The sequence below is a fragment of the Streptomyces sp. NPDC007929 genome (assembly GCF_042959065.1).
In the GTDB taxonomy this organism is placed as follows: domain Bacteria; phylum Actinomycetota; class Actinomycetes; order Streptomycetales; family Streptomycetaceae; genus Streptomyces.
Genome location: NZ_JBIBKD010000006.1, coordinates 97,570 through 122,746, shown reverse-complemented (window position 1 = coordinate 122,746; position 25,177 = coordinate 97,570). Strand labels below are relative to the sequence as shown.

Sequence of the window (25,177 nt, the reverse complement as noted above, 5' to 3'; positions counted from 1 at the left end):
CTCACGCAAGCCATCTCGTGGCACCCCAGCAGTGTGACGCGTCACGCCCCGAGCAACACAAAAGGCCAGGTCAAAGACTATGTGACCTGGCCTTTACAGAGCCCCCTGTCGGATTCGAACCGACGACCTACGCATTACAAGTGCGTTGCTCTGGCCAGCTGAGCTAAGGAGGCGGGTGCCGTGGGGCGCGTTGCCGCGCGCGAGGGCGGCTCCACTGTACACAGAGGCCGTTACGGCGAGCCACGACGTTCTTGTCCGGGGCGGGGCACGGGCCGCCGCGGCACGGCGCTTCGAAAATTTCCGCGAAGTTCACAGGGCCGGAACTACTGACAGACGTGTGAACGCCAGGTACCGTCCTGAGCCAGTTCACACGCGTGGACTACACCACAACGGAACACCCGTCGTGGCACCGCCTTCCTACTCGGATCGTCCGGCACGTTCCTGCCGGTAGAAGGGGTTCATTCACCATGGCCACAGTCTCGTTCGACAAGGCGACCCGGATCTACCCGGGTTCCACCAAGCCCGCCGTCGACGCACTGGAGATCGACATCGAGGACGGCGAGTTCCTCGTCCTCGTCGGCCCCTCCGGCTGCGGAAAGTCCACCTCGCTGCGCATGCTCGCGGGCCTGGAGGACGTCAACGGCGGCGCCATCCGCATCGGTGACCGCGACGTCACGCACCTGCCGCCCAAGGACCGGGACATCGCCATGGTGTTCCAGAACTACGCGCTCTACCCGCACATGACCGTCGCCGACAACATGGGCTTCGCGCTCAAGATCGCCGGCGTCAACAAGGCGGAGATCCGGCAGAAGGTCGAAGAGGCCGCGAAGATCCTCGACCTCACCGACTACCTGGACCGCAAGCCGAAGGCGCTCTCCGGCGGTCAGCGCCAGCGTGTCGCCATGGGCCGTGCCATCGTGCGTGAGCCCCAGGTGTTCCTCATGGACGAGCCGCTGTCCAACCTGGACGCCAAGCTCCGTGTGTCCACCCGTACGCAGATCGCCTCGCTCCAGCGCCGCCTGGGCATCACCACCGTCTACGTCACCCACGACCAGGTCGAGGCCATGACGATGGGCGACCGCGTGGCGGTCCTCAAGGACGGTCTGCTCCAGCAGATCGACACCCCGCGCAACATGTACGACAAGCCCGCCAACCTCTTCGTGGCCGGCTTCATCGGCTCCCCGGCGATGAACCTCGTCGAGGTGCCGATCACCGACGGTGGCGTGAAGTTCGGCAAGTCGGTGGTGCCGGTGCAGCGCGACGCGATCGCCGCCGCCACCGACAAGACCGTCACCGTCGGCGTCCGCCCCGAGCACTTCGACGTGGCCGGCCCGGAGTCCGACACGGGCCTCGCGGTCACCGTCAACGTGGTCGAGGAGCTCGGCGCCGACGCGTACGTCTACGGCACCGCCAAGGTCGGCGAGGACTCCAAGGACCTCGTCGTCCGCGTCAGCGGCCGTGACGTCCCGGAGAAGGGCAGCCAGCTGCACATCGTGCCCCGCTCCGGCGAGACCCACGTCTTCTCCACGTCGACCGGTGCGCGCCTGTCCGACTGATCAACCAGCGCACGCACAATCCCGGGTGAATCACCCAGGTTGACGACGAAGGCCCCGCAGCCTGCTGTGGGGCCTTCGCGTTGTCGACAAATACCCCGGCAGAACGGACGTTTCGAGCCGTGTGCGTCAACCCCCTACCCGGAAAGTGGCACTCTCTCATCCCCCGAACCGGTGACTAAATGTCTACAAACCATTACCGGGCGCTACCCTCACACGCGTGAAGCACTCCATGAACCAACAGACGCGACGCGGCCGGGGCCCCGCCCGCCGGATCGGCCGCACCCTCGCATTCGTCCTGCCCGTCGTCCTGGTGCTCTCCGGGACCCTCGCGGTCACCCGAGTCAACTGGTCGGGGAACTCCACCGACCCGGTGCTCACCGCCGCGGACACCTCCGTGGGTTCCCCACGGCTCGCCAAGCGCGCCCCCCAGGACATCCTGCGCGACAAGCTGCTGACCGAACTGCAGGAGGAGGACCCGGGCGTCGCGCTCACCCACCTCCAGCAGGCCGTCAACGGCCGCCCGTCGCTAGCGAAGCACTGCGCGTCCATCGCCCGCGCCCTCGGCCAGGCCGCCGTCCGCGTCTACGGCCCCACCCGTGCCCAGTCCTACGCGCGCCCGGTCTGCGACACCGCCTTCGCCACCGGCGTCGCCGCCGCGCACCGCTGAGCGCACCGCCCTGCCGACGGGTGGGAAGTCCATCACGGCCGACGTGAGATCGATCGTCGGCCGCTGTCACGGGCGGGACGCCACGTACAGTTCGTGTCCATGAGCGATCCGAGCGCCGCGTCCCGCCCCGTTCAAGCCGTCGTGCTGGCCGGTGGCCAGGGCTCCCGGCTGCGTCCGTACACCGACGACCGGCCCAAGCCGATGGTCGAGATTCCCGGGACGGGGACGCCGATCATCGGCCATCAGCTGTCCTGGCTCGCCGACGAGGGCGTGACGGACGTCGTGGTCTCCTGCGGCCATCTCGCCGAGGTGCTGGAGAAGTGGCTGGAGACGGCCGAGTGGCCGGTCTCCGTGACGACGGTCGTCGAAACCGAGCCGCTCGGACGCGGCGGCGGCCTCAAGTACGCCGCGGCGCACCTTCCGCACCCCGACCAGCCCTGGTACGCGACCAACGGGGACATCTGGACGCGCTTCTCGCTGCGCGACATGGCCGATTTCCACGCCGAGCGTGATGCCGTCGCGACGTTGGCGCTGGCGCGGCCCAGGCTGCCGTGGGGGGCGGTGCGGACGGACGGTTTCGGGCGTATCACGGACTTCATCGAGGCGCCGCCGTCGACGTTCGAGATCAACGCGGGTGTGTATGTGTTCTCCCCCGAGTTCGCCGGGTTGCTGCCGCATCGGGGGGATCATGAGCGGACGACGTTTCCCCATCTGGCGCGGGAGCGGCGGCTGGCCGGGTTCACGATTCCGCAGGGGTCGTACTGGCGGGCCATCGATACGGCGAAGGATCTGACGGAGGCGGCGAAGGAACTGGCGGCGTTGGGGCGCTAGTCGGCTGCGCCGCGCGATGTGCTTCGGCTGCGGGTCCGTCGTGGCGCTCGCGCAGTTCCCCGCGCCCCTGAAGGACGTCAGGCTCCGAGGCCGTCGAGAGGTGCCCTCGGCATGCCCGGCGCCCGCGGGTCCGTCGTGGTTGCTCGCGTAGTTCCCCGCGCCCCTCAGGGGCGTCTGCCCCCTCCGCGCGAAAAGGCCCCGCACTCTTCGGTGCGGGGCCTTCCGGCCGTCTGGCCGGGTGTTAGCCCAGGAGGCCGCCTACCAGGCCGGGGCGGCCTGTGGAGGGGTTGCCTCCTTCTGTGCCGCCGGTGGAGCCCGCGCCGCCGGTTGCCGTGCCGCCGCCGGACGTGGGGCCCGTCGTGGTGCTCGGGGCCTGGTTCTCCGGGGTGGACTGCTGGGGCGGGGCCTGGCCCGCGGTGCCCTGGGTCTGGCTCGGGGAGCCGCCCGTGACCGTGCCGGTGTCGCGCGTGGCGCCCGGCCGGGTCGTGGTGCCCGCGCTGGGGCTCGCCGAGCCGGCCGTGGCGCCCTGGGTCGGCGAGGAGGAGGCCGACGGGGTCCGCCTGTCCTGGCGCTTGCCGGGCTCGCCCGGGAGCGGGGAGCCGGGCAGCTCGTTGCGCGGGGCCTCGCCGGGGCCCGGGACGACGACCCGGTCGGCGTCACGGACGGCGCCGCCGAGCAGCGAGCCGACGAGCAGGGTGATGCCGGTGACGATGGCGGTGACGAGGGCGCCGCGGCGCAGCACGTAACGGCGCAGGTCCCAGATGTCGGCGCGGGGGCCGAGCCGGCGCCAGGCGCTGCCGGCGAGGCGGCCGTCGACGGAGTAGACGGGGGCACCGGCGATGATCAGCGGCGACCAGGCGGCGAGGTAGATGATGTCGGGCGTCTCGTACGCGGGTACGCTCTTCCAGCTGACCGTGACCAGCAGCGCGGCCGACAGCAGGGCGCCCAGGCAGGCGGCGACGCGCTGCCAGCAGCCCAGCACCGTCAGGACGCCGACGATGACCTGCGCGAAGGCGATGACCAGACCGGCGCCGACCGGATGCTCCAGGGCGAACTGGCGCAGTGGCTCGGCGACTTCCCACGGGTGCAGGGTGTTGAGCCACTTGACCATGGAGCCGCGCTTGCCGCCTTCGAAGTAGACGGGGTCGCACAGCTTGCCCATGCCGGCGTAGATCGAGATGAAGCCGAGGAAGACCCGCAGCGGGAGCAGGACGACGCCGAGGTTCATCCGGCGGCCCGGGTAGTAGGCGTGCCGGGCCGGGTCGTCGCCGTGCCGCTTGCCCCGGCGGCCGGTGCCGGTGTCGTCCGCGTCGGTGGCGGACTCCTCGAACTCACCGCCCGCGTAGGCCGGTTCGTCGTAGGTGCTGCCGACGGTGCGCATGGGCGGCAGCAGCCGGGTGCCGTCGGCGGGCTCGTGGGTGCGCTGCGGGCCGACGACCGGGGTCTCGACGGTCTGGGCGAGGTCGCCCCCGTAGCCGTCGTCCGCGTACCCGTCGCCCCGGTAGCCTTCGCCGCCGTACCCGTCGCCGTAGCCCGCGCCCTGGTAGCCCGGGCTGTCGTAGCCCGGGCTGTCGTAGCCCGGGCCCACGCGGGAGATGACCTGGGTGGCTCCGGTGTCGGAGGCAGGCTCGTCGGTGTGGCGGACGCTCTCGTGCCGCACGGCCTGAAGGAGCCGGTGCGCGCCGGTGTCGTCGGGGGCTGACCTGCCGCTCCAGACGACGGGCCGGCGGCGGGCGGTGGCCCCGTCCGCCCCTCCCCCCACCTGGGGGATGCGGGCGGTGTCCTCGGTGGCGGTCAGATGCCGTGCGACCCGGGGGGACTGGACGCGACGCGTCGAGACGCCCAACTGCACGCGGAAACTCGCGTGATTGACGATGACCTGCGCCGGGTCGCTCGGCACCTTCACCATGCTCAGCGCGGGAGCGTCGTCGAGTCCCGACGAGCGGTCCCCCGTGGGTGTGCGGGGTGTTCTGGTGTCCACACTCATCTAACCGAGTGACGTCGCGTTAGGACACTGCTTTGACCCGTCGGATCTGTCCGGACCCCGTCAAGCTTGTCCTCGTCGCCCCGATGACACCGGAATTACCCCGTACGGGTGAAGTTCCGGACGCCTGTTCAGCTGCGTCGGCGGGCCGCCTCGTACAGCACGATCCCCGCCGCCACACCGGCGTTGAGCGACTCGGCGCCACCCGGCATCGGGATCCGCACCCGGTGGTCGCAGGTCTCCCCGACCAGCCGGGACAGCCCCTTGCCCTCGCTGCCGACGACGATGACGACGGGGCCGTCCAGCGCCGGAAGCTCGCCGACCTCGGCCTCGCCGTCGGCGGCCAGGCCGACGACCGTGATGCCGGCCTTCTTGTACGCCTCCAGGGCCCGGGTGAGGTTCGTGGCCCGGGCGACCGGGGTGCGGGCCGCCGTACCGGCGGACGTCTTCCAGGCACCGGCCGTCATGCCGGCCGCGCGGCGCTCGGGGACGACCACGCCGTGCCCGCCGAAGGCGGAGACCGAGCGGACGACCGCGCCGAGGTTGCGCGGGTCGGTGACGCCGTCGAGGGCGACGATCAGCGGGTCCACGCCCTCGTCGTAGGCGGCGGACGCCAGGTCCTCGGGGTGGGCGTACTCGTACGGCGGGACCTGGAGGACCATGCCCTGGTGGTTGAGGCCATTGGTCATCCGGTCCAGCTCGGGACGCGGGGCCTCCATGAGGTTGATCCCGCCGCGCTCGGCGGCGACCTGGAGGGCCTCGCGCACCCGCTCGTCGTTGTCGATGAACTGCTGGACGTACAGGGTCGAGGCCGGGACGCCCTCGCGCAGCGCCTCCAGGACCGGGTTGCGCCCGACGACCAGCTCGGACGTGCCCTTGCCGCCGCGGCCGCGCACGGTGGGCCGGCGGACGGCCTGCTTCGCCTTGGCGTTGGCGACGCGGTTCTTCTTGTGTCCCTTGCGCATCTCGGCGGGCGGGGTCGGGCCCTTGCCCTCCAGGCCCCGGCGCCGCTGGCCGCCACTGCCGACCTGCGCGCCCTTCTTGCCGGACATGCGGCGGTTGTTCGCGGCCATTGAGCTACTCGTCTCCGTGAGGTGATTGCGTCCGTACGACTGCGTCCGTACGGCTGTGTACGTCTGTTCCGTCTATGCAGTGTGCCGCCCGGAGGCCCGGGCGGCACAGTCGATCAGCCCGTGGGGCTCGTCTCAGCGCGGACCGAGGCTCCAGCGCGGCCCCTGCGGACCGTCCTCGATGACCAGGCCGGACTGGCCGAGCTGGTCGCGGATGGCGTCCGCGGTGGGCCAGTCCTTGCGGGCCCGGGCGGCCTCGCGCTGGTCCAGGACCATGCGCACCAGCGTGTCGACCACGCCGTGCAGGTCGTCGCCCCGGTCGCCCTCCCCGGCCCACCGGGCATCCAGCGGGTCGAGGCCGAGCACGCCGAGCATCGCGCGGACCTCGGCGAGCCGTGCCACAGCGGCTTCCTTGTCATCGGCCGCCAGGGCGCTGTTGCCCTGCCGGACGGTGGTGTGCACCACGGCGAGCGCCTGCGGCACGCCCAGGTCGTCGTCCATGGCCTCGGCGAAGGCGAGCGGCACCTCGTCGGCGGGCTCGACGAGGCCGGCCTTCTCCACCACGCGCTGTACGAAGCCCTCGATCCGCGCGAACGCCGACTCGGCCTCGCGCAGCGCGTCCTCGCTGTACTCGATCATCGAGCGGTAGTGCGGGGTGCCGAGGTAGTAGCGCAGCACGATGGGGCGCCAGCGCTTGACCATCTCGCTGACCAGGACCGAGTTGCCGAGCGACTTGGACATCTTCTCGCCGCTCATGGTGACCCAGGCGTTGTGCACCCAGTACCGGGCGAACTCGTCGCCGTAGGCCTTGGCCTGCGCGATCTCGTTCTCGTGGTGCGGGAAGACCAGGTCGAGGCCGCCGCCGTGGATGTCGAAGGCGGTCCCGAGGTACTTGTGGGCCATCGCCGAGCACTCCAGGTGCCAGCCGGGACGGCCACGGCCCCAGGGCGTCTCCCAGTCGGGCTCGCCGGGCTTGGTGGCCTTCCACATGGCGAAGTCGCGCGGGTCGCGCTTGCCCGAGACGCCCTCGTCGGGCTGACGCAGGTCGTCGATGTCCTGGTTGGACAGCGCCAGGTACTCCGGGAAGGAGCGGACGTCGAAGTAGACGCTGCCGTCCGCGACGTAGGCGTGCCCGCGCTCGATGAGGCCGCGCATCATCTCGACCATCTCGGTGATGTGGCCGGTGGCGCGCGGCTCGTAGGTCGGGGGGAGGCAGCCGAGCGCGTGGTAACCGTCGTTGAACGCGCGCTCGTTCTCGTAGCCGATGGCCCACCAAGGGCGGTTCTGGTCGGCCGACTTGGCGATGATCTTGTCGTCGATGTCCGTCACGTTCCGCACGAACGTGACGTCGTAGCCGCGGTACTCGAACCAGCGGCGCATGATGTCGAAGTTCAGCCCGGAGCGGATGTGCCCGATGTGCGGGGCGGCCTGCACGGTGGCACCGCACAGGTAGATCGAGACGCAACCCGGCTGGAGCGGGGAGAAGTCACGGATCTGCCGGGCGCTGGTGTCGTACAGGCGAATAGTCACCACTCCAGGGTAGTGGGCCCCGGGGTGTGCATCAGGACCTTCACCCCGGGGACGCACATATTCGTGACATAGGCAATGGGAACGCGCAGGGCCCTTGTCTTCAGCCGGTGCGCGCCACCAGGGCCTGTGGCCACCGCCCTCAGCCGGTGCGCACCACCAGCGCGGTGGCCACCGCCATCAGCCCTTCCTCGCGGCCGGGGAAGCCCAGGCCGTCCGTCGTCGCGCCCGACACCGAGACCGGGGCCCCGGCCGCCTCCGACAGGAGCTTCTGGGCCTCGTCCCGGCGCTTGCCGATCTTCGGGCGGGGGCCCACCACCTGTACGGCGATGTTGCCGATGCGGAAGCCCGCCTCGCGCACGATGCGCGCGGCCTCCGTCAGCAGGGTGACTCCGGAGGCGCCCGACCACTCGGGGCGGCCCGTGCCGAAGTGCTGCCCGAGGTCGCCGAGACCGGCGGCGGAGAAGAGGGCGTTGCAGGCGGCGTGGGCGACGACGTCCGCGTCGGAGTGGCCGGCCAGGCCCGGGCCCGCGTCCTCCCACTTCAGGCCCGCGCACCACAGCTCGCGGCCCTCCTCGAAGGCGTGGATGTCGGTGCCGATGCCGACCTGGGGCAGAAGGGGCTGGTCAGAAGCCATCGTTGAGCCTCCTGCGGGCCAGGACCGCCTCCGCGAGGACCAGGTCCAGGGGGCGGGTGACCTTGAACGCCTCCTCGTGGCCGGGGACGGCCACGACCGTCAGGCCGAGCTGTTCGACCATCCCGGCGTCGTCGGTGACCTCGCCGGTCACCGTCTCGTGCGCCCGCACCAGCGTGGCCCGGTCGAAGCCCTGCGGGGTCTGCACCGCCCGCAGCAGCGAGCGCTCCGGCGTGGCGACGACCGGCTCCGGCTCGCCGGGGGCGGCGGCGGGCTCGACCTGCTTGACGGTGTCGGCCAGCGGCAGCGCCGGGACCACGGCCGGCGCGCCGTCGCGTACGGCCTCGATCACGGCGTCGACCGTGTCCACCGGCACCAGGGGCCGGGCCGCGTCGTGGACGAGCACGATGTCGTGGCGGGGCGGCAGCGCGTCGAGGCCGAGTTTCACGGACTCCTGGCGGCTCTGCCCGCCCGGGACGACGACGAAGTCGGTCCGCTCGGGCAGGGCGTGCGCGTCGAGCAGTGACTTGACCTCGGCGGCGCCGTCGGGCGGGGCCACGACGACGACCAGGGAGACGGCGCGGGAGGCGGCCATCGCCCGGACCGCGTGGATCAGCATGGGGGTGCCGCCCAGCGCGCGCAGGGCCTTGGGGGCGCCCGGGCCGAGCCGGACGCCCCGGCCGGCGGCCGGGATCACGGCGGCGGTACGGACCGTGGCGGGGCCTGCGGGCGGCGAGGGACGCGAATCGTCAGACATCGGTTCCTGTCAGGTTTGTGTGCTGGCCTGGCGTGGGTATGGCCTGGAGGAGTGCCGGGCGCGACGCGCTCGACCGGACCCTTCCGTGACGCCGTTCGAGCCGGCTGCCCGGGCCCGGCACGCCAGACGGACAACCGGGGCGTGAGTGATAACACACTCCGGGGTGATGGTGCATCGGCATCAGGGTATGAACATGCCGCAGCGCCCGGCGACAAGGAATTCGTCATCGGGCACCGCGGCATTTCGATGTGCAGGCGCGCGCTTGATCAGCAGCCTTGATCAGCGGCAGCCTTGACAAGCACAAGCTGCTTGACAAGCACAGCGCTGAGCGACCGGCTTCGCCTCAGGAGGCGAGAACCTCGTCGAGCAGAGCTTCCGCCTTGTCCTCGTTGGTGTTCTCCGCGAGGGCCAGCTCGCTCACCAGGATCTGGCGGGCCTTGGCGAGCATGCGCTTCTCACCGGCGGAGAGTCCACGCTCACGCTCACGACGCCACAGGTCACGCACCACTTCCGCGACCTTGATGACATCGCCCGAGGCGAGCTTCTCCAGATTTGCCTTGTATCGACGGGACCAGTTCGTGGGCTCCTCGGCGTACGGCGCGCGCAGCACCTCGAAGACCCGGTCCAGCCCGTCCTGACCGACCACATCACGCACGCCGACGAACTCCGCATTGTCCGCTGGCACACGTACCGTCAGGTCACCCTGGGCGACCTTCAGCACCAAGTAGGTCTTGTCCACGCCTTTGATCTGGCGAGTTTCGATGGCCTCGATCAGCGCGGCCCCGTGATGGGGATAGACCACGGTGTCGCCAACCTTGAACGTCATGTGACAGGTACCCCTTCCGTGGCTATCCAGGGTAACACGGAAACTGCGGGTTCTGAATGGCGTTTTCGCAGGTCAGGGCATATCTCGGGGCTTGACAACTCCGACAGGAACGTGCTTCGGACAGGGATCGGAAGAAGGTATTCGCAGGTGGGAGCGGCTCTCCGGGGTGAGCGAAACGCGTACGGTACACGCATCCGGAGCATCCTCCAGAAGGCCGAACATCCGCATATGTCCGGTTCCGTATGATCGGCTTCCGCTACTCCGTTCGGAGGCCCGAGCCGGGTTCCGGTCGAATCCGGAATTGATCACGACTCACCCCGGCGGACCACCGATGATCAATTCCGAGGTGCTCCGCGCATTCCTTCACGGAACATTTGCGGTACTCCCCGGGGCTCTTATGTGAATGCCGGACGAGCACTCCGTCAATGTGACCCGCGAGTCATCCGTGACTCAGGTGGGATCGCCGGTGACGGGGGGTCGGGTGCGGCCGGAGGAGGACGGCTCGGTAACCTAAGGCCCGCTGACAGACACTTAGGGCGGCTTTTCCGGCCGCTCCGCTCGAGTCAAGGAGTTGCCGCCGCCGTGAGCAGCAGCCTTCGACGCGGTGCCCTCGCCGCCGCCGTCACCGCGTTCTCGATCGCCTCGCTCGCCGCGTGCGGCGCCGGCAACGACGCCCAGACCCTGGAGATCCAGCCGGACAACGCGGCCACGAGCGTCGGTGACATCAAGGTCCAGAACGCGATCGTCATCACGCAGCCCGACCTCGAGTCGACCGGTCCGGCCGCGGTCTCCGCGACCCTGTTCAACTCCGGCCGCAGCGCCCAGACGCTGGAGTCCATCACCCTCCCCGGCACCGGCAAGACCGCCGAGCTCAAGCCCGCCAAGGGCGGCAGCCTCAGCATCCCGCCCGGCGGCTCGCTGATCCTGGGCGGCAAGGACAACGCCACGGCGATGCTGCCCAGCAGCCGTGAGGCCGTGCAGGACGGCAACGCCCAGAAGGTCACCTTCACCTTCAGCAAGACGGGCGCCGTGAGCCTGCGCGCGTTCGTCGTCCCCGCCGAGCACTTCTTCAAGGAGTGGGGCCCGAGCGAGGTCCCGGCCGGGCCGGGCGCGTCGTCGTCCCCGTCCGGTTCCCCGGCCGAAGGTGCCTCGGGCGCCCCGGAGAGCCCCGCGGACGGCCAGACGCCGGGTGGCCACGAGTCGTCCGGCACACCGACCGACGCGGCCTCGGCGAGCACCGGCGCGGGCGCCGGGCACTGAGCCCTCGCAGTCGTCGTGATCGGCGAAGGGCGGGACCTCTCCTCGGGGAGGTCCCGCCCTTCGCTGTGTTCCGCCGTCGTGCGCCGGCGGTCTACGGCTCGAACTTGTAGCCGAGGCCGCGGACCGTCACCAGGTAGCGCGGGGCACCCGGATCGGGCTCGATCTTGGCGCGCAGCCGCTTGACGTGGACGTCGAGGGTCTTGGTGTCACCGACGTAGTCGGCGCCCCAGACGCGGTCGATGAGCTGCATACGGGTCAGGACGCGGCCGGCGTTGCGCAGCAGCATCTCCAGCAGGTCGAACTCCTTCAGCGGCAGGTCGATCTTGGTGCCGGCGACGGTCACCACGTGCCGGTCGACGTCCATGCGGACCGGACCGGCCTCCAGGGCCGCCGGGGTGACCTCCTCGGGCTCGCCGCGGCGGCGCAGCACCGCACGGATGCGCGCGACCAGCTCGCGCGAGGAGAACGGCTTGGTGACGTAGTCGTCGGCTCCTATCTCCAGCCCGACGACCTTGTCGATCTCGCTGTCCTTGGCGGTCACCATGATGACGGGGACGTTGGAGCGGCCGCGCAGCTGGCGGCACACCTCGGTGCCCGGCAGGCCGGGCAGCATCAGGTCGAGGAGGACGAGGTCGGCGCCGTTGCGCTCGAACTCGTCGAGTCCGTCGGGCCCGGTGGTCGCGACGGCGACCTCGAAGCCCTCCTTGCGGAGCATGTACGACAGGGCGTCGGAGAAGGACTCCTCGTCCTCGACGACGAGCACTCGGGTCACGGAAGGACCTCCGGGGCGGGAAGCGTTTCGTACGCGGTTGATTCGGGGGATGTGGGGGTGGACCGCCCGGCCTCCTCGTCGAGGCCCGCGCCTCCTGCGCGCTCGTGTCGGGCGGGCTGCTGATGTGCGCGGTCGCGGGCCGCACCGGCCTCCGGCAGCCGCAGGGTGAAGGTGGAGCCCTGGCCTTCGGCGCTCCACACCGTGACCTCCCCGCCGTGCGAGGCGGCCACGTGCTTGACGATCGCCAGCCCGAGGCCCGTACCGCCGGTGGCACGGGAGCGGGCCGGGTCGACGCGGTAGAAGCGCTCGAAGATGCGCTCCTTGTCCTTGTCGGAGATGCCGATGCCCTGGTCGGTGACGGCGATCTCGATCTGGTCCCCGCCGGGCGCGTTCACGCTGCGGGCCGCGATGCCGACGCGGGTGCGGGCGGGTGAGTAGTTGACCGCGTTCTCGACGAGGTTGCCGAGGGCGGCGGCGAGCTGGCCGCGGTTTCCCCACACGCGCAGGTCGGCGGCGCCTCCCGCGGCCATGGTGATCTGTTTGGCGCCGGCCTGGTGGCGGCAGCGGTCGACGGCCTCGGCGACGAGCTCGTCGACGCGGACCGGCTCGGCGTCCTCCAGCGGGTCGTCGTTCTGCACCCGGGAGAGGTCGATGAGCTCCTGCACCAGGCTGGTCAGCCGGGTGGCCTCGATCTGCATGCGCCCGGCGAACCGCTCGACGGCCTCGGGGTCGTCGGAGGCGTCCATCACGGCCTCGGAGAGCAGCGAGAGGGCGCCCACCGGCGTCTTCAGCTCATGGCTCACGTTGGCGACGAAGTCGCGCCGGACCGCCTCGATGCGGCGGGCCTCGGTCAGGTCCTCCACCAGCAGCAGCACCAGCCGGGAGCCGAGCGGCGCGACCCGCGCGGAGACGGCCAGGGCCTCTCCGCGTCCGGTGCCGCGCCGGGGCAGGTCCAGTTCGACCTGGCGTATCTCGCCGTCCCGGCGGGTGTCCCGGGCCATCTGCAGCATCGGCTCGACGGCGAGCTTGCCGCCGCGGACCAGGCCGAGGGCGTACGCCGCCGAGCTGGCCTTGACCACGGCGTCCGCCTCGTCGAGGACGACGGCCGACGACCTGAGGACCGACAGGACGGTGTCCACGCCCGGCGGGAGCACCGCGTCGGTGTGCAGGGAGCTGCGGGTGGGGCGCTTCTGCTCGCGCTCGCTCCACCGGAACGCCAGTGCGGCGATGACACCGGTGAGCACCCCGGCGATCGCTGCCGCTGCGGCGACCGCCGCGTTCACGTCCATGCACCCAGGTTAGGCATGGCTCGGGCACCCTCCACAGCCGTCCGGGTGCGAGCTCGAACACTCGTCGCCCAGAGTTCACCTTGGAGCCAGTATTGGTTCATTTGGGATGCCGGAAACGGACGCGTACGGGGCGGAACGTGGGAGCGTGGGGTTCGGACCGCTGGTAATACGACGGTCGTACCGCCGGTTGTTCGGTGGGCCCCGGCCTGTTCGGTGGGCCCCGGCCCGATGAACCCCGACACGGACGCACGAGAGGGAAAGCCTGATGCGGGACGCGTACCACGAGGAACTGGACTCGATCAGCGACAGTCTGGTGGAGATGGCCCGGCTGGTCGGCTCGGCGATCGGGCGCGCCACGACCGCCATGCTCGACTCCGATCTGAAGCTGGCCGAGGCCGTCATCGAGGCCGACCAGAAGGTCGACGAACTCCAGCACGACCTGGAGGCCCGGGCCATAGCCCTGCTGGCCCGCCAGCAGCCGGTGGCGACGGACCTGCGGATCGTCGTCACATCGCTGCGGATGTCGGCCGACCTGGAGCGCTCGGGGGACCTCGCCCAGCACGTGGCGAAGCTCGCGCGCCTGCGCTACCCGGACCGCGCGGTCCCGAGCGACCTGCACGCCACCATCCTGGAGATGGGCCAGCTCGCGCAGCGCCTGATGGCGAAGGCCGCCGAGGTGATCATCACCAAGGACGTCGACCTGGCGCTCCAGCTGGAGCAGGACGACGACGAGATGGACCTGCTGCACCGCACCCTCTTCCAGCACCTGATGGACGACCGCTGGAAGCACGGCATCGAGACGGCCGTGGACGTCACGCTGCTCGGCCGCTACTACGAGCGGTTCGCCGACCACGCGGTGTCGGTCGCCAAGCGGGTGGTGTACCTGGTGACGGGTGAGCACGCGGACGAGCTCCAGCTGGACACGCAGCCCGAGATCCAGGCGGTGTCGGGGGCGGAGAGCGCCTGAGGGGGCGGGCCGCCGGAGGCATCCCGCGGCGCCTTGCCCGGGGCGGGTTCAGGGGGCGGGTGGGAATCGGCCGGGGCGCGTGGGCGCCTCAGTGCGCCGTTGATGCGCCCAGCGGAACGGGCATCCAATGGGCACAGGCACCAGCCTCGAGGAGGGACCCATGGCCGAATCCCCCAGTACGACGCCCGACCCCGCCCGGCAGCGCGAGACCGAGCAGCCCGCCGAGATCAGGAGCCTTCCCCTGATCGCCGCGTGCGGCTGCGGCTCGGGCTGCGGCTGCGGATGCCAGTCGGGCAGCCCCTGCCAGTGCGGCTGACGCCGGCGCGGAGTTTCGCGTAGGACGTACCCGCGGGGCCCGGTGCCGATCGCCGGGCCCCGCGGCGTGGGGTCGATCGCCGGGCCCTGCGGCGTGGGGTCGATCGCCGGGCCCCGCGGCGTGCGGTCGCCCCCGTGGCCGTACGGGCGGAGCATGAGAGGAGGCAAGGCGGCGCCGGACGGCGCCGTGCCGGGAAGGAGACGCGAGCCATGCCCAAGTTCATGGACGTCCATCGCGGCATGAAAGGCATCACGGCGGAACAGCTCCGTGAAGCGCACAACGCGGACCTCGCCATAGAGAAGGACGAGCAGGTCCACTTCGAGATGGCCTGGGCGGACCCGGAGTCCGGCCATGTGTACTGCCTCTCCGAGGCCCCCTCGGCCGAAGCGGTCCAGCGCATTCACGAGCGGGCCGGGCACACGGCGGACGAGGTGCACCCCGTGCCGCTGATCGTCCAGTGACCTGCCGCGTGCGGCCCGTCAGCGGCGCCGGCCGGCGTTGAGGCGGGCCGCCTGACGCGTCAGGTAGTCCCGTTCGGCGAGGTGGGGGGCCTTGCGGGCCGCCTCGGCGTAGAGCCGGGCCGCCGTTTCCGGGTCGCCGTCGCGCTCGTGGAGGTACGCCGCCACCGCGGTGTGGCGGGGCAGGGAGTCGTCCAGGGCCGCGAGGGCCGCGAGTCCCGCGCGCGGTCCGTCGGCCTCGCCCACCGCGACCGCGCGGTTGAGCCGGACGACCGGGTTGTCCGTCAGGCGCAGCAGCTCGTCGTACCACTCCACGATCTGCACCCAGTCGGTCTCCTCGGCGGTCCGCGCGTCGGCGTGGAGCGCCGCGATGGCGGCCTGGGCCTGGAACTCGCCCAGCCGGTCACGGGCGAGGGCCGCTTGCAGGATCCCGATGCCCTCGGCGATCGCCGCGGTGTCCCACCGGCCGCGGTCCTGCTCGGCGAGCGGCACCAGGCTGCCGTCGGGCGCGGTACGGCCGGCCCGCCGGGCATGGTGCAGCAGCATGAGCGCCAGCAGCCCCGCCACCTCGGGGTGGTCGATGATGCCCGCGAGCTGCCGGGTGAGCCGGATGGCCTCGGCGGACAGGTCGACGTCGCCGGAGTAGCCCTCGTTGAAGACCAGGTAGAGGACGCGCAGCACGGTCGCGACATCGCCGGGCCGGTCGAACCGCACACCGGAGACGGTGCGCTTGGCGCGGCTGATGCGCTGCGCCATGGTCGCCTCGGGCACCAGGTAGGCCTGGGCGATCTGCCGCGTGGTGAGCCCGCCGACGGCACGCAGCGTGAGCGCGACCGCCGACGAGGGCGTCAGCGAGGGGTGGGCGCACAGGAAGTACAGCTGGAGGGTGTCGTCCGCGTCGGGCGTCGGCCCGGGCGCCGGTTCCTCCTCGACCAGGTCCTCGCGCCGGCGGCGCGCGCTGTCCGCCCGCGCCTGGTCGAGGAACTTGCGCCAGGCCACGGTGACCAGCCAGCCCTTCGCGTCCCGGGGAGGGTCGGCCGGCCACACGCGGAGCGCCTCGACCAGCGCGTCCTGCACGGCGTCCTCGGCCGCCGCGAAGTCGGCTCCGCGGCGGACGAGGATCGTGAGCACGCTCGGGGTGAGGCTGCGGAGCAGTGCCTCATCCATGGACGGAGCACTCCGGGATGGTGGGCGGCGCGGTCAGGAACGGACGGACCTCCAGCCACTCGTGGATCGGCTTGCCGCCCGCGCCGGGGGCGGCGGACAGCTCCCCGGCGAGCTCGACGGCCCGCTCGTAGCCGTCGACGTCGATGATCATCCAGCCCGCGATGAGGTCCTTGGTCTCGGCGAACGGCCCGTCGGTGACCGGCGGGCGCCCCTCACCGTCGTAGCGGACCCACGCGCCCTCGGCGGCGAGCGCCTGGCCGTCGACGAACTCGCCGGTCTTCTCCAGCCGGGCCGCGAAGTCGTTCATGTACTGGATGTGCGCCGAGATCTCCTCCGGCGTCCACTGATCCATGGGCACGTCGTTGACCGCTACCGGGGCGCCGCGGTAGTGCTTCAGAAGCAGGTACTTGGCCATCGTCTTCTCCTCGGTGCTGTGCGACCCATCCTGGCCGCCTTCACCCCGGGGACGGAGCCGGACGCGGGTTCTCGACATCGCCGCCGGATCTTTTTCTCAGCGGTTCCCCGTTCACTGCCCGACGCGGCCGTCGACGCACTCGCGCAGGAGGTCGGCGTGGCCGCAGTGCCGCGCGTACTCCGCGATCTGCGCGACCAGGATGTCGCGGAGCTGGACCTGTCCGCCCGGTTCGGGGCCGTAGTCGGAGAAGCCCGCGTTGCGGGTGGCGAGGTCGGTGACGCCGGCCAGGAAGCGATCGGTGCGCTCGACCTCGGCACGCCACGCCCGCCAGGCCTCGTCCACGACCGCCTGGTCGGCGACGGCACCGTTGAAGTCGCCGTCCCGGTCCTCCTCCGTGCGGTACAGCTTCGGCGCGTCCTCGCCGGCCATCACCCGCCGGAGGTGCCGCTCGTCCTCGGTCAGGTGCCGCACCAGCCCGAGCAGGGACATCGTGGACGGCGGGACGGAACGCCGGGCCATCTGCTCGGCGTCGAGTCCCGCGCACTTCATCTCGAAGGTGAGGCGGTAGGTGCGCAGGTAGTCCAGCAGGATGCCGCGTTCGTCGACGGGCTCGTCGCCGGTCTCGCGGGGGTCGTCGTCGGGGTCGACCCACATGTCGGGGTAGACGGTGGCCAGCGTCCACCGCGTCGTACCGGAGGCTTCCGCCGTGACTGCTTCGCCGGGGTGCTCGCTTGAGGGCATGGGGGCATGGTGGACCGGGCGGGGCGGGGACACCACCGAATATCGGGCGGGCGGGAGTCAGACGTCCGCCACCAGGAGCCGGTAGCCGACGTCGATGGTGTCGAGTGCGAGCAGGTCGGCGTAACGGTTGTGCCAGCGGCGGGTCGCGAGGTCGTCGGCGAGTGCCGCCAGGCCGGGGGCGAGGACGTCCTCCCCGGTCTGGGCGAGCATGGAGATCCCGGCGCGGACCTTGGGGTCGAGGTAGGCGTGGGGGCGGCGCCAGTACGCCGCGCCGAACCCGTCCGTGCAATCGTGCGGGACGCGGACCGGCAACTGCTCCGCCCCGCCGAGCAGAGCGGCCAGCCGGTCGATCGGGACGGCACGGGTGTCGTCGAAGGCGGCGGCCTGCGGGAGGTAGTCGCGCACCAGCCAGAAGTGTTCGCGGAAGACCTGCTGGTCCCAGGTCAGGACGACGACGCGGCGGCGCGCGACCCGGCGCAGTTCAGCGACACCGGCCGCGAGATCGGTCCAGTGATGGACGGTCAGCAGTGCCATGACGGCGTCGGCGGCGTCGGCGCGCAGCGGCAGACGTTCGGCGACGGCGCACACGGCGGGCGCCGACCCGGGCGGCCGCTGGCGGAGCATGATCTGGCTGGGCTCGACGGCGAGCACGGTCTGCGCCGGCTCGTAGGAGCCAGTGCCTGCCCCTACGTTGATCACATCCGCGGCGCTGTCGAGAGCGGCGTGGATCCGCGCGGCGATCCGCGGATCCGGCCGCCGCGTCAGACCGTACGTCGCACCGAGCGTGTCATAGAGGGCCATGGCTCCTTGTTCCCCTGTTCCCCTCTCCCTCATGTCCGGTCCAGCGCCTATGTCCGGTCCAGCGCCGCGAAGACGGCCAGGCACAGGGTGAGGCTCGCGGCGAACGCGAGGCCACCGCGGGACAGGGCGGCCGGCACCGCGGCTCCCTCCCAGCGGGCGAGGGCGAAGGCGATCGCCGCGGCGACGACGGAGAAGAGGACGGCCACCGCCAGCGCGAGGAGCAGGAACGCCGGGAAGGTGTTGTTCATGAGAGCACCGCCTGGGTCGTGTGGTGTCGATGACGAAGTACGACGATCCCCGGGCGGAACCGCAGGTGGGACGGTTGGATGTTTCTCCCGCGACAACAGGGGGTTGTCCGGCGAACAAACCGTGGGGGAGAGCGAGTGGCCGGCGAGAGGAAGCGGGCGGGGCGGCCCTGGGGACCGGCCCGCGGCTCGTGCGTGGAGATCAACCAGCTGGTCGCGGTGGTGCGATCCTGGCTGGACGAATCGGCGGTATCCGTACGGCAGTTGCACACACGTCTCACCCCCGAGCACTTCATCGACGGAACGGTGCCCGAGTTACGCCGGTTACGTGACCGGCTGTCCGGCGAGTCGCTGGAGTGGGATCTCGTCGAGGCCGTGGCCGACGTGTGCTTTCCCCACGAACAGGCCGGCCTCTCCTCGGAACGCCTCGCGGAGGCGAGGGCGCTGTGGGACCGTGCGCGGTCGACCCCCACAGCGATCGCCGAACCACAGGAACTCGTGCCCGCCCGGGAGTTGCTGGAGGCCAAGGACCGCACCATCGAGGTCCTCCAGGAGATGCAGCGCGTCCGGCAGGCCTACGAAGCCGGCGAACACGGACGTCAACAGGCCCTGTCGATCGCCACGTTGCTGTTCGTCATGCTCGGGCAGGCCCAGGCGAAGGTCTCCGAACTGAGGCGCCGACTCGACGCACTGGACGCGGTGACGGCGGAGCTCCCCTCCGGGCAGGGAGTGGTGGAGCTGCTCTCCCGCGTACAGCAGCAGGAGACGGAACTGCGCGAACAGCTGGTCCGCGCCGAACGGGAGCGGGGCATCGCCCAGCAGGTCGCCGACCACGCGGCCCGCCGAATCCACGAGCTGGAGGCCGAACTGGCCGAGCTGCGGCTGCGCATGGGCGAGGACGAGCCCTCCGGGGCGCAGGAGCCGGTGCCGCCGCCGTCCCCTCCCACTCCGCATGCGCTCGACCCCGACGACGCCGCCCTCAACGATGTGGACCGGGCGCTGGAGAAGGCGCGCGCCGTCCTCGACGAGGAGCACGAGGCCGTGCAGCAGGCCGCCGACGAGGTGGGCTACTGGTCGTCCTCGATTCCTCCGGCGCCAGTGGGTGTTCCCGTACCCGGCCCTCCGGCACAAGTGGGTGTTCCCGTACCCGGCCAGGTCCGGCGGAACCCGGGCGGACAACCCGCCGAGTTGTCCGGAACAACCCCGAACAACCCGCCCACCAGCCAGGACACCTCCCTGCCCGCGCTCGAATCCCCACGGCCCCCGGCCACCGACCCCCAGGGCGACATCTCCGAGGCGGCCCACCGAATCACCCGGGGAAGAGACCCGGAGGACATCGTGACGCGGCTGTGCCGGGCCGTCGTCCCCACCGTCGCCGACGCGGTCATGGTCTATCTGCGGGACCCGATCCCGGTGGGCGACGAAGAGCACGTGGGCCCGCTGGTGCTGCGGCTACAGCAGGTGCACCCGCTCCACGCCGGAGGGGGTGCCGAACGGTGCGAGGTACGCCCCGGCAGCGCGCTCTTCGAAGTGCTGAACGGGGCACTGCCGGTCGGCGGCGACTCGCCGGTCGGTGGCGCCGCGCTGCCGGAACTGCTCGGTGAGGGGCGTGAGACACCCGGCGGAGGCCACACCGTCCTCGTGCCCCTGCACGGCCGCAGGCGGATCATCGGCACGGCGGTCCTCCTGCGCCACGCCGCCGAGCAGGCCTTCCAGGACGCCGATCTGTCGGTCGCCGCCGAATTCGCCACCCGTAGCGCGCTCGCCATCGACAAGAGCCACAACTTCCAGGCCACGGTCCAGGGCCTCCATATCGCCCGCAGTCTCGCCAACACCCTGCAGACCGTCGCGGAGGGAGTCGTGACCGGCCTCGGGTACGAGCTGGCGTGCGTCAACCTCGTACGGCCGGACGGCGACCTGGTCGTCGCCGCCCTCGCGGGCAACCCCGCCGCCGAGGCCCTCATCACCGGCCGGGTCGGCTCGCGCGAGTCCTGGGAACGCCGCCTCGGCATGGGCGAGCGCTGGGGCGACCTGGTGTTCATCCCGCACACCGAGGGCTGGGTCCTGGACAACGACGACGTCCCGCAGTGGTACACCGAAGGCCCCGACCCCCGCTTCGAGGACGAGTGGCACCCCGCCGACCGCCTCTACGCCCCCATGTACGCCCGGAGCGCTTCCGGCGCCACCCAAGGCGAGCTGCTCGGTGTGATCTCGGTGGACCAACCCCTCACCCGTCGCCGTCCGAGGCCGGACGAACGCCGGGATCTGGAGGAGTACGCCTTCCAGGCCGGCGTCGCGATCAGCAACGCCCGGCTGCGCGCCAACATGCAGCGCGCCCTGGTCCGGCTGGACAGGGAGCAGCAGACGCTGCGGGCCAGCGAGGAGTCCTTCCGGCAGGCCTTCGAGTACGCCCCGTCCGGCATGGCCATCGCCGAGATGGGAGGCGACCAGCACGGTCGCCTCCTGCGGACGAACGAAGCCCTGTGCCGCATGCTGGGCCGCCCCGCGTCCGCGATGCGCCGCTACACGTTCGCCGACTTCGTCCACCCCGACGACATCGGCACCCTGCTGCGCACCAGCGCCGAGGGTGGACGCGCGGAGCTCCGCCTCGGCCGCCGCGACGGCACGTACGTGTGGGTGTCGCTGCGCCACAGCGTCGTCGCGGACGCCGCCGACGGGCCACGCTTCCTCCTCACCCACGTCGAGGACATCGAGGAGCGCAAGCGCCGCGAGCTTCAGCTCGCCCACCGCGCCTCACACGACTCGCTCACCGGCCTGCCGAACTCCGCGGAGCTGCACGCCCGCATCGGCGCCCGGCTCTGCGCACTCCGGAAGCACGGCTCCGACGCCGAGGGGGCGGAGGCCGACGTCCCCTACCTCCGGGCGCGACCACCTCACACCCACGTATGGGCCCCCACAGGCGACGACACCACCCACGGCCTGGCCGTGCTGTTCTTCGCGCTCCGGGACTTCAAGGCGATCAACACCCGTTTCGGGCACGACGCGGGAGACGGCGTCCTCATCGAGGTCGCCCGACGCCTCGGCCAGGCCGTACGCGACGGCGACACGGTGGCCCGCTACGGCGGGGACGAGTTCGTCGTCCTCGCCGACGACTTGAGCCCCGCCGACGCACACACCGCAGCGGTCTGGATGCAAACCCAGATCCACCTGCCGATCCACCTGCCCGGCCAACCCGTACGCATGCACGCAGGCGTCGGCATCGCTTGGGCCCAGTGCGGAACACCCCCCGAAGACACCCTGAGAACGGCCCGCGGCTTCGCGTCGTAAGCCCACCCGAAGCCTACGAATGCTGCTTCTTCTCGACGTAGTAGGCGTAGGCATACCCACCGCTAGTACCGTCAGAGGTGACGGCAGAAAGTGCGACAGGACCCGACTCGGTTGTGTTGACGCTCCGTTGAAAAATGGAGCCGTCGCAGACAAGGGTGCCCGATGAAGCGTCGTTGCCCGCAGAGGTGATCGCCAGTTTCACCACTTCACCGCCCGTGCAAGTGAACGCGAATGCCACGCTCAGTACATCGTCGGGCACGGATTCCAGCGTGTTCCCGAACCTCCGCTCCAGCACGCCAGACCCGCCACTCAGCGACTCCATTTCGACAATGCGTTTCTCCAGCAATGACTTCGCCGCCTCCGCCCCGTCCGAAGCGGAGGTCTTCGAAGTCGAGACCTTCGGAGGGGACGACTCGCCGGAGCTGCAAGCCCCCACAGCGAGCGGCATGGAGATGCCCAGGCAAATGAAGAGATGCCGCACGCGCCTGCCGCTGATCATCACGATTTCTTCCGCCCGATCGAAATGTCGCCCTTCCTGGGGGCCTAGATGATGATGGTCCTGTTCTTGACCTTGCAAGGCGGAGCAATCCACGTCTTGGTGGCCGTGAGCTTCCATCCCTGCTGGCCGAGCACTGCCCGGTACCCCTTCGCTTTGGTGTTCCTGTCAGTCACGGTCTGCGTCCCGGACCATGTCCACTTGTTGCTGATCTTGGTATCAACAGAGGCCTTGGCCTTCGACAGGATGATCCCGGCCTCGGCCAGCAGCGCATCGTTGAACATGATCGGTCTGGTCCGGCATCGGTGAACCTGAGATCATGCGGCGTGCAGTCGTGTAGACGATCTGCCCATGCCTGCGGCGCTTCCTGCCGCACACACTGAGGAGAGGCTCTCGTGAAGAAGAACAGCATGTCCACCGGCTTACCTCTCGTCATCGGCACCGTGATTGCCGCTGGCGTCCTCGTTCAGGACAACTACGGCGGCGCCGTCTTCGCCGTCGTGGCTGGCGCCGGCGCCTCGCTTGTCCTGCACCGCAGGTCTAGCCGCAATCAGGGACGCTGAGTAGCTACGAGCCGGGCTGTGGGTTCTATCCGCCATCCACGGACGGTTCCCCCTGGGGAATCAGCAGAATGAAGCCCAGGACAAACCACGAGGTCGGTGGAGTCTTAATGGGCGTGTCAAGGGTCGCTCGGGCTGTCAGGCGTCGTGGGCGGCGGTCTCTTCGAGCAGGTCCATGGCGCGGTTGTGGAAGCGGCGTTCGGCGTCGCGACACGGGGCGTTGAAGAAGGCTCGTTGAGCTTCGGCAAGATCGCAGTGCAGCAGGCCCATGGTCACGAACACGGCTTCCACTCCGTGACACCCGTTGTCCTTGAGGAACTGCTGGAGTGCGTCCGTGTCGCCAGTTGCCTTCCAGACGGGCCGGGCGGTTTCCTGCATGGCAGCGATGCGCGCTGATCGTTCTGCGTCGAAGCCCACTGGGGTCCGCCTTTCTGGTTTGGCCCGCAGGCTATCGCCAGGTAGGCGGGGTGCGCTGGCCCGTTTTCGGCGGCTTGCGCGTCGGGTGGATCGAGGGTGAAAGGCCTGTCGTCACGCAAGAGCGCCCACAGGACATCGGCACGTCGGCGGGCGAGGGCGATGACAGCCTGGACGTGCTTGCAGCCCTCAGCCCGCTCGGCCCGAGGAACACCCGCCGTCAGCTCCGTAAACAGCGATCAGTGCGCAGATCTCAATCAGCGGCCAGGCGTCCCGAAGAGCAGGGCGGCCACTCCACCGGAGCCACCGGGGGCAAGCGACTGCAAAGCCACACCCCACTCTTCCGGACCGCCAAACAACTTACGGAGCGGCTTTGGGCTGGAGTTTCAATGGGCGAGTCAAGCGCTGCGGTGTGCGACCAGTAGCCGAAGAAGTGAAGGGCCGGGTCTCTGACCTGCGGCCGTGCGATCGATCAACGCCGCGACCTGCGACTTAGCTGTCGGTGGTTGTCAGCGTTGGTCGTCGTTGAGTACCCCCGCACGGCCCCGAGACGGCCCGAATAGCGACCGTGGTTCAGACCCCGATCACGATCGGGAGCGCGTCCGGCCGGCCGTAAGCGAGGATGCGCGTGAGTGCCTCCTTCATGTGAGCTACGTCTGCGGCCGGCGCGTGTAGCACTGCTTCGACGACCGGGTCATCCAGGAACAGGGCTTCCAAGGAATCGGGGTCGAACGTGACCCGCAGGAGGTCTCCTTCCAGCTCCACCGTGCGCACGCATCCGTACGCGGTGCCTTGGTCGGGGGTGACAACGCAGTACGAGTCGCAGCCGTTGCGGATGTTCTGCGCATCGGGTTCCTTGAAGCTGCACTGGAAGTCAAGCGCGAAGCCCTCTCCGCCTTCTGACTCGGCAACTCCGGCAGTCAGGGCATAGATGTCCGGCCCCGGCTCGTGGCATCCGTAAGCGATCTTCGCCGTGAATCTGTAGGTCACACGCGTGTTCTATCAGGGCTTGCGTTGGCCAATGACGTGAGGTCGGCGGAACGGCTTTGGGCTGGAAGCTCAATGACCGAGTCAAGGCCGCGGGGGTGCCCTCTGCCGGTGCCTCGTCGAGGAGGTCGTCTGTGCCTCAGCTGACGAAAGCCAGCCACGACGGCGGGCACGCCGAGCGATCAGGCGCGCGCGTGTCTCGCTGCACTCCCACCGGTCTCAACCAAGCAACGAGTCGAGACTCCCGCCATAGCCGCAATCTCATGCCTGACCAGCGGAATCCGCACACGGCATTCGGAAAGAGAACGGCCTCTAAAGCCGTGGAGTTGATCGCCTCAGCCACGGAGGGTTTTCCACCTCCCCCGCATGCACGCAGCGCGCCGCCGGGCGCGGCCAGCCGGGGCGCAGACAGGAGGCACGCCGCGCCGCAGAGGCCGGGCGCGCCCGCGCCGTGCGCGGGAGGTTGTAACTCAGTCTGTGGTTTGGGGCTGTGCAAACTGGGTGCACACGGCGTCAGTTCAGCGTTCTGCCGCCGTGGGTGAGCGGCAGGGGCGAGTCAGCCCAACTCGCCCATCGTGCTGCGCAGCCAGTCCAGTGGGTCGGTCGCCAGCAACTGGTCGGCCAACTCGTTCGCGGTCGTCGTGACGAGCCGTCCGCGGCTGTTGTCGATCCACCGCTGTGCGTGCTCGTAACCCTGGGCCTTGTATTCGATGCCCTGCAGCATGCATTCCAGCTTGTCCGCGTCTCGTGCGCAGATCGCTTCTGGTGATTCCCGGGCCTCGTACTCGCTGATCAGTTCGCGCACAGTCGACGCGAGCGCCTCGGGCATGCCCGCCACCTGGTCGGCGGTGACCACCTCGGGGTCGGCTTCACCAGCACCGTACTTCTTGGCCAGGTGATTGACATCCCCGGTCCTGGTCTCCTGAGAGTCGTGCCACACCGCCAGGAACGCGGCACGGGCAGGATCTGCCCCCTCCAGTCTGGCGATGATCGTCGCGATCAGCGAGGTACGCCAGGAGTGTTCGGCAACGCTCTCCGGGTCGCGCACGCCAGCCATCCACCACCCGGTGCGCTTCGACTGCTTGAGTGTCCCCGCTTCGTACAGGAATCGTGCCACCTGGGTCAGCTCTTCGGCCACGGTCGACTCTC

The 25,177-nt window shown here is 70.5% G+C and carries 26 protein-coding genes, 1 tRNA gene and 2 pseudogenes; 9 read left to right on the top strand and 20 right to left on the bottom strand.

All coding sequences use genetic code 11. The annotated features are described in order from the left end of the window. Nucleotides 1-99 precede the first annotated feature (99 nt). Nucleotides 100-173: transfer RNA gene (locus tag ACFZDE_RS21310), tRNA-Thr, on the bottom strand. Between the two features lie 294 nt (nucleotides 174-467). Here ACFZDE_RS21310 and ACFZDE_RS21305 point away from each other — a divergent pair. The 3 genes from ACFZDE_RS21305 (at nucleotide 468) to ACFZDE_RS21295 (ending at nucleotide 3,054) form a co-directional block, all read left to right on the top strand. Next, nucleotides 468-1,556 (top strand): sn-glycerol-3-phosphate ABC transporter ATP-binding protein UgpC, encoded by a 1,089-nt coding sequence (locus tag ACFZDE_RS21305; RefSeq protein WP_391000587.1) that lies wholly within the window; start codon nucleotides 468-470, stop codon nucleotides 1,554-1,556. Nucleotides 1,557-1,773: 217 nt separating this feature from the next. After that, a complete protein-coding gene (locus ACFZDE_RS21300) occupies nucleotides 1,774-2,223 on the top strand; it encodes a hypothetical protein (protein ID WP_391000584.1) in 450 nt (149 codons plus the stop codon). A 99-nt stretch (nucleotides 2,224-2,322) separates the two neighbouring features. After that, nucleotides 2,323-3,054, top strand: a complete 732-nt coding sequence (locus tag ACFZDE_RS21295; protein ID WP_391201692.1) for a sugar phosphate nucleotidyltransferase — start codon at nucleotides 2,323-2,325, stop codon at nucleotides 3,052-3,054. 241 nt (nucleotides 3,055-3,295) lie between these two features. Here the strand turns inward: ACFZDE_RS21295 and ACFZDE_RS21290 are convergent, their stop codons facing one another. From ACFZDE_RS21290 to ACFZDE_RS21265, 6 genes are all read right to left on the bottom strand, one after another. Beyond that, nucleotides 3,296-5,041 carry a DoxX family membrane protein gene (locus tag ACFZDE_RS21290; protein ID WP_391201689.1) on the bottom strand — a complete coding sequence of 582 codons (1,746 nt, stop codon included), beginning with the start codon at nucleotides 5,039-5,041 and terminating at the stop codon, nucleotides 3,296-3,298. Nucleotides 5,042-5,169: 128 nt separating this feature from the next. Continuing rightward, on the bottom strand, nucleotides 5,170-6,111 hold the full coding sequence (gene rlmB / locus ACFZDE_RS21285; protein ID WP_391000575.1) for a 23S rRNA (guanosine(2251)-2'-O)-methyltransferase RlmB: 942 nt from the start codon (nucleotides 6,109-6,111) through the stop codon (nucleotides 5,170-5,172). A 132-nt stretch (nucleotides 6,112-6,243) separates the two neighbouring features. Then, nucleotides 6,244-7,638, bottom strand: a complete 1,395-nt coding sequence (gene cysS, locus ACFZDE_RS21280) for a cysteine--tRNA ligase (protein WP_391201686.1) — start codon at nucleotides 7,636-7,638, stop codon at nucleotides 6,244-6,246. Nucleotides 7,639-7,777: 139 nt separating this feature from the next. Then, entirely contained in the window at nucleotides 7,778-8,272 is a 495-nt protein-coding gene (gene ispF, locus ACFZDE_RS21275; protein ID WP_391201683.1) for a 2-C-methyl-D-erythritol 2,4-cyclodiphosphate synthase, read from the bottom strand. Then, nucleotides 8,262-9,026 (bottom strand): 2-C-methyl-D-erythritol 4-phosphate cytidylyltransferase, encoded by a 765-nt coding sequence (gene ispD / locus ACFZDE_RS21270; protein WP_391201681.1) that lies wholly within the window; start codon nucleotides 9,024-9,026, stop codon nucleotides 8,262-8,264. Before ispD ends, ispF begins: the two co-directional genes overlap by 11 nt. Before the next feature lie 343 nt (nucleotides 9,027-9,369). Next, nucleotides 9,370-9,852: a CarD family transcriptional regulator gene (locus ACFZDE_RS21265; protein ID WP_003953493.1), complete on the bottom strand. Its 483-nt coding sequence runs from the start codon at nucleotides 9,850-9,852 to the stop codon at nucleotides 9,370-9,372. Nucleotides 9,853-10,434: 582 nt separating this feature from the next. Here ACFZDE_RS21265 and ACFZDE_RS21260 point away from each other — a divergent pair. Then, nucleotides 10,435-11,112, top strand: coding sequence for a DUF461 domain-containing protein (locus ACFZDE_RS21260; RefSeq protein ID WP_391201678.1), 678 nt, complete (start codon nucleotides 10,435-10,437; stop codon nucleotides 11,110-11,112). 91 nt (nucleotides 11,113-11,203) lie between these two features. On the opposite strand, the gene ACFZDE_RS21255 is transcribed toward ACFZDE_RS21260, so the two are convergent. Both ACFZDE_RS21255 and ACFZDE_RS21250 read right to left on the bottom strand, forming a co-directional pair. Further along, nucleotides 11,204-11,884, bottom strand: a complete 681-nt coding sequence (locus ACFZDE_RS21255) for a response regulator (protein WP_391000560.1) — start codon at nucleotides 11,882-11,884, stop codon at nucleotides 11,204-11,206. Next, nucleotides 11,881-13,173: an ATP-binding protein gene (locus ACFZDE_RS21250; protein ID WP_391000557.1), complete on the bottom strand. Its 1,293-nt coding sequence runs from the start codon at nucleotides 13,171-13,173 to the stop codon at nucleotides 11,881-11,883. The genes ACFZDE_RS21255 and ACFZDE_RS21250 overlap by 4 nt, the downstream gene beginning before the upstream one ends. 265 nt (nucleotides 13,174-13,438) lie before the next feature. Between ACFZDE_RS21250 and phoU the strand changes: the two genes are divergently transcribed. The 3 genes from phoU (at nucleotide 13,439) to ACFZDE_RS21235 (ending at nucleotide 14,917) form a co-directional block, all read left to right on the top strand. Continuing rightward, nucleotides 13,439-14,140, top strand: coding sequence for a phosphate signaling complex protein PhoU (phoU, locus tag ACFZDE_RS21245; RefSeq protein ID WP_391000554.1), 702 nt, complete (start codon nucleotides 13,439-13,441; stop codon nucleotides 14,138-14,140). 160 nt (nucleotides 14,141-14,300) lie between these two features. Beyond that, entirely contained in the window at nucleotides 14,301-14,456 is a 156-nt protein-coding gene (locus ACFZDE_RS21240; RefSeq protein ID WP_167345925.1) for a hypothetical protein, read from the top strand. Nucleotides 14,457-14,665: 209 nt separating this feature from the next. After that, nucleotides 14,666-14,917 carry an SCO4226 family nickel-binding protein gene (locus ACFZDE_RS21235; RefSeq protein WP_391000550.1) on the top strand — a complete coding sequence of 84 codons (252 nt, stop codon included), beginning with the start codon at nucleotides 14,666-14,668 and terminating at the stop codon, nucleotides 14,915-14,917. Between the two features lie 18 nt (nucleotides 14,918-14,935). On the opposite strand, the gene ACFZDE_RS21230 is transcribed toward ACFZDE_RS21235, so the two are convergent. The 5 genes from ACFZDE_RS21230 to ACFZDE_RS21210 form a co-directional block, all read right to left on the bottom strand. After that, nucleotides 14,936-16,081, bottom strand: coding sequence for a DUF6596 domain-containing protein (locus ACFZDE_RS21230; RefSeq protein WP_391201675.1), 1,146 nt, complete (start codon nucleotides 16,079-16,081; stop codon nucleotides 14,936-14,938). After that, nucleotides 16,074-16,496 carry a YciI family protein gene (locus ACFZDE_RS21225; protein WP_391201672.1) on the bottom strand — a complete coding sequence of 141 codons (423 nt, stop codon included), beginning with the start codon at nucleotides 16,494-16,496 and terminating at the stop codon, nucleotides 16,074-16,076. Before ACFZDE_RS21225 ends, ACFZDE_RS21230 begins: the two co-directional genes overlap by 8 nt. 111 nt (nucleotides 16,497-16,607) lie before the next feature. Further along, nucleotides 16,608-17,237 carry a DUF664 domain-containing protein gene (locus ACFZDE_RS21220; protein ID WP_391201670.1) on the bottom strand — a complete coding sequence of 210 codons (630 nt, stop codon included), beginning with the start codon at nucleotides 17,235-17,237 and terminating at the stop codon, nucleotides 16,608-16,610. Nucleotides 17,238-17,294: 57 nt separating this feature from the next. Beyond that, nucleotides 17,295-18,038 (bottom strand): methyltransferase domain-containing protein, encoded by a 744-nt coding sequence (locus ACFZDE_RS21215; protein ID WP_391201667.1) that lies wholly within the window; start codon nucleotides 18,036-18,038, stop codon nucleotides 17,295-17,297. Nucleotides 18,039-18,085: 47 nt separating this feature from the next. Beyond that, nucleotides 18,086-18,286, bottom strand: a complete 201-nt coding sequence (locus tag ACFZDE_RS21210) for a hypothetical protein (RefSeq protein WP_391201664.1) — start codon at nucleotides 18,284-18,286, stop codon at nucleotides 18,086-18,088. A gap of 1,812 nt (nucleotides 18,287-20,098) precedes the next feature. Between ACFZDE_RS21210 and ACFZDE_RS21205 the strand changes: the two are divergent. After that, a pseudogene (locus ACFZDE_RS21205) lies at nucleotides 20,099-21,571 on the top strand (diguanylate cyclase domain-containing protein); the annotation flags it as partial. 13 nt (nucleotides 21,572-21,584) lie between these two features. Here the strand turns inward: ACFZDE_RS21205 and ACFZDE_RS21200 are convergent. After that, nucleotides 21,585-22,070, bottom strand: coding sequence for a hypothetical protein (locus ACFZDE_RS21200; RefSeq protein WP_391201662.1), 486 nt, complete (start codon nucleotides 22,068-22,070; stop codon nucleotides 21,585-21,587). A gap of 44 nt (nucleotides 22,071-22,114) precedes the next feature. Further along, nucleotides 22,115-22,351: a hypothetical protein gene (locus tag ACFZDE_RS21195; protein WP_391201659.1), complete on the bottom strand. Its 237-nt coding sequence runs from the start codon at nucleotides 22,349-22,351 to the stop codon at nucleotides 22,115-22,117. A 111-nt stretch (nucleotides 22,352-22,462) separates the two neighbouring features. On the opposite strand from ACFZDE_RS21195, the gene ACFZDE_RS21190 reads away from it, so the two are divergent. Then, on the top strand, nucleotides 22,463-22,630 hold the full coding sequence (locus ACFZDE_RS21190; protein ID WP_391201656.1) for a hypothetical protein: 168 nt from the start codon (nucleotides 22,463-22,465) through the stop codon (nucleotides 22,628-22,630). 135 nt (nucleotides 22,631-22,765) lie between these two features. Here the strand turns inward: ACFZDE_RS21190 and ACFZDE_RS21185 are convergent, their stop codons facing one another. The 4 genes and pseudogenes from ACFZDE_RS21185 to ACFZDE_RS21170 form a co-directional block, all read right to left on the bottom strand. Beyond that, nucleotides 22,766-23,044 carry a hypothetical protein gene (locus ACFZDE_RS21185; RefSeq protein WP_391201654.1) on the bottom strand — a complete coding sequence of 93 codons (279 nt, stop codon included), beginning with the start codon at nucleotides 23,042-23,044 and terminating at the stop codon, nucleotides 22,766-22,768. Nucleotides 23,045-23,112: 68 nt separating this feature from the next. Further along, nucleotides 23,113-23,241 (bottom strand): annotated as a pseudogene (locus ACFZDE_RS21180) (IS110 family transposase); the annotation flags it as partial. A gap of 373 nt (nucleotides 23,242-23,614) precedes the next feature. Next, a complete protein-coding gene (locus ACFZDE_RS21175) occupies nucleotides 23,615-24,031 on the bottom strand; it encodes an Imm10 family immunity protein (RefSeq protein ID WP_391201651.1) in 417 nt (138 codons plus the stop codon). A gap of 553 nt (nucleotides 24,032-24,584) precedes the next feature. After that, a complete protein-coding gene (locus tag ACFZDE_RS21170) occupies nucleotides 24,585-25,166 on the bottom strand; it encodes an HD domain-containing protein (RefSeq protein WP_391201648.1) in 582 nt (193 codons plus the stop codon). Nucleotides 25,167-25,177 lie beyond the last annotated feature (11 nt).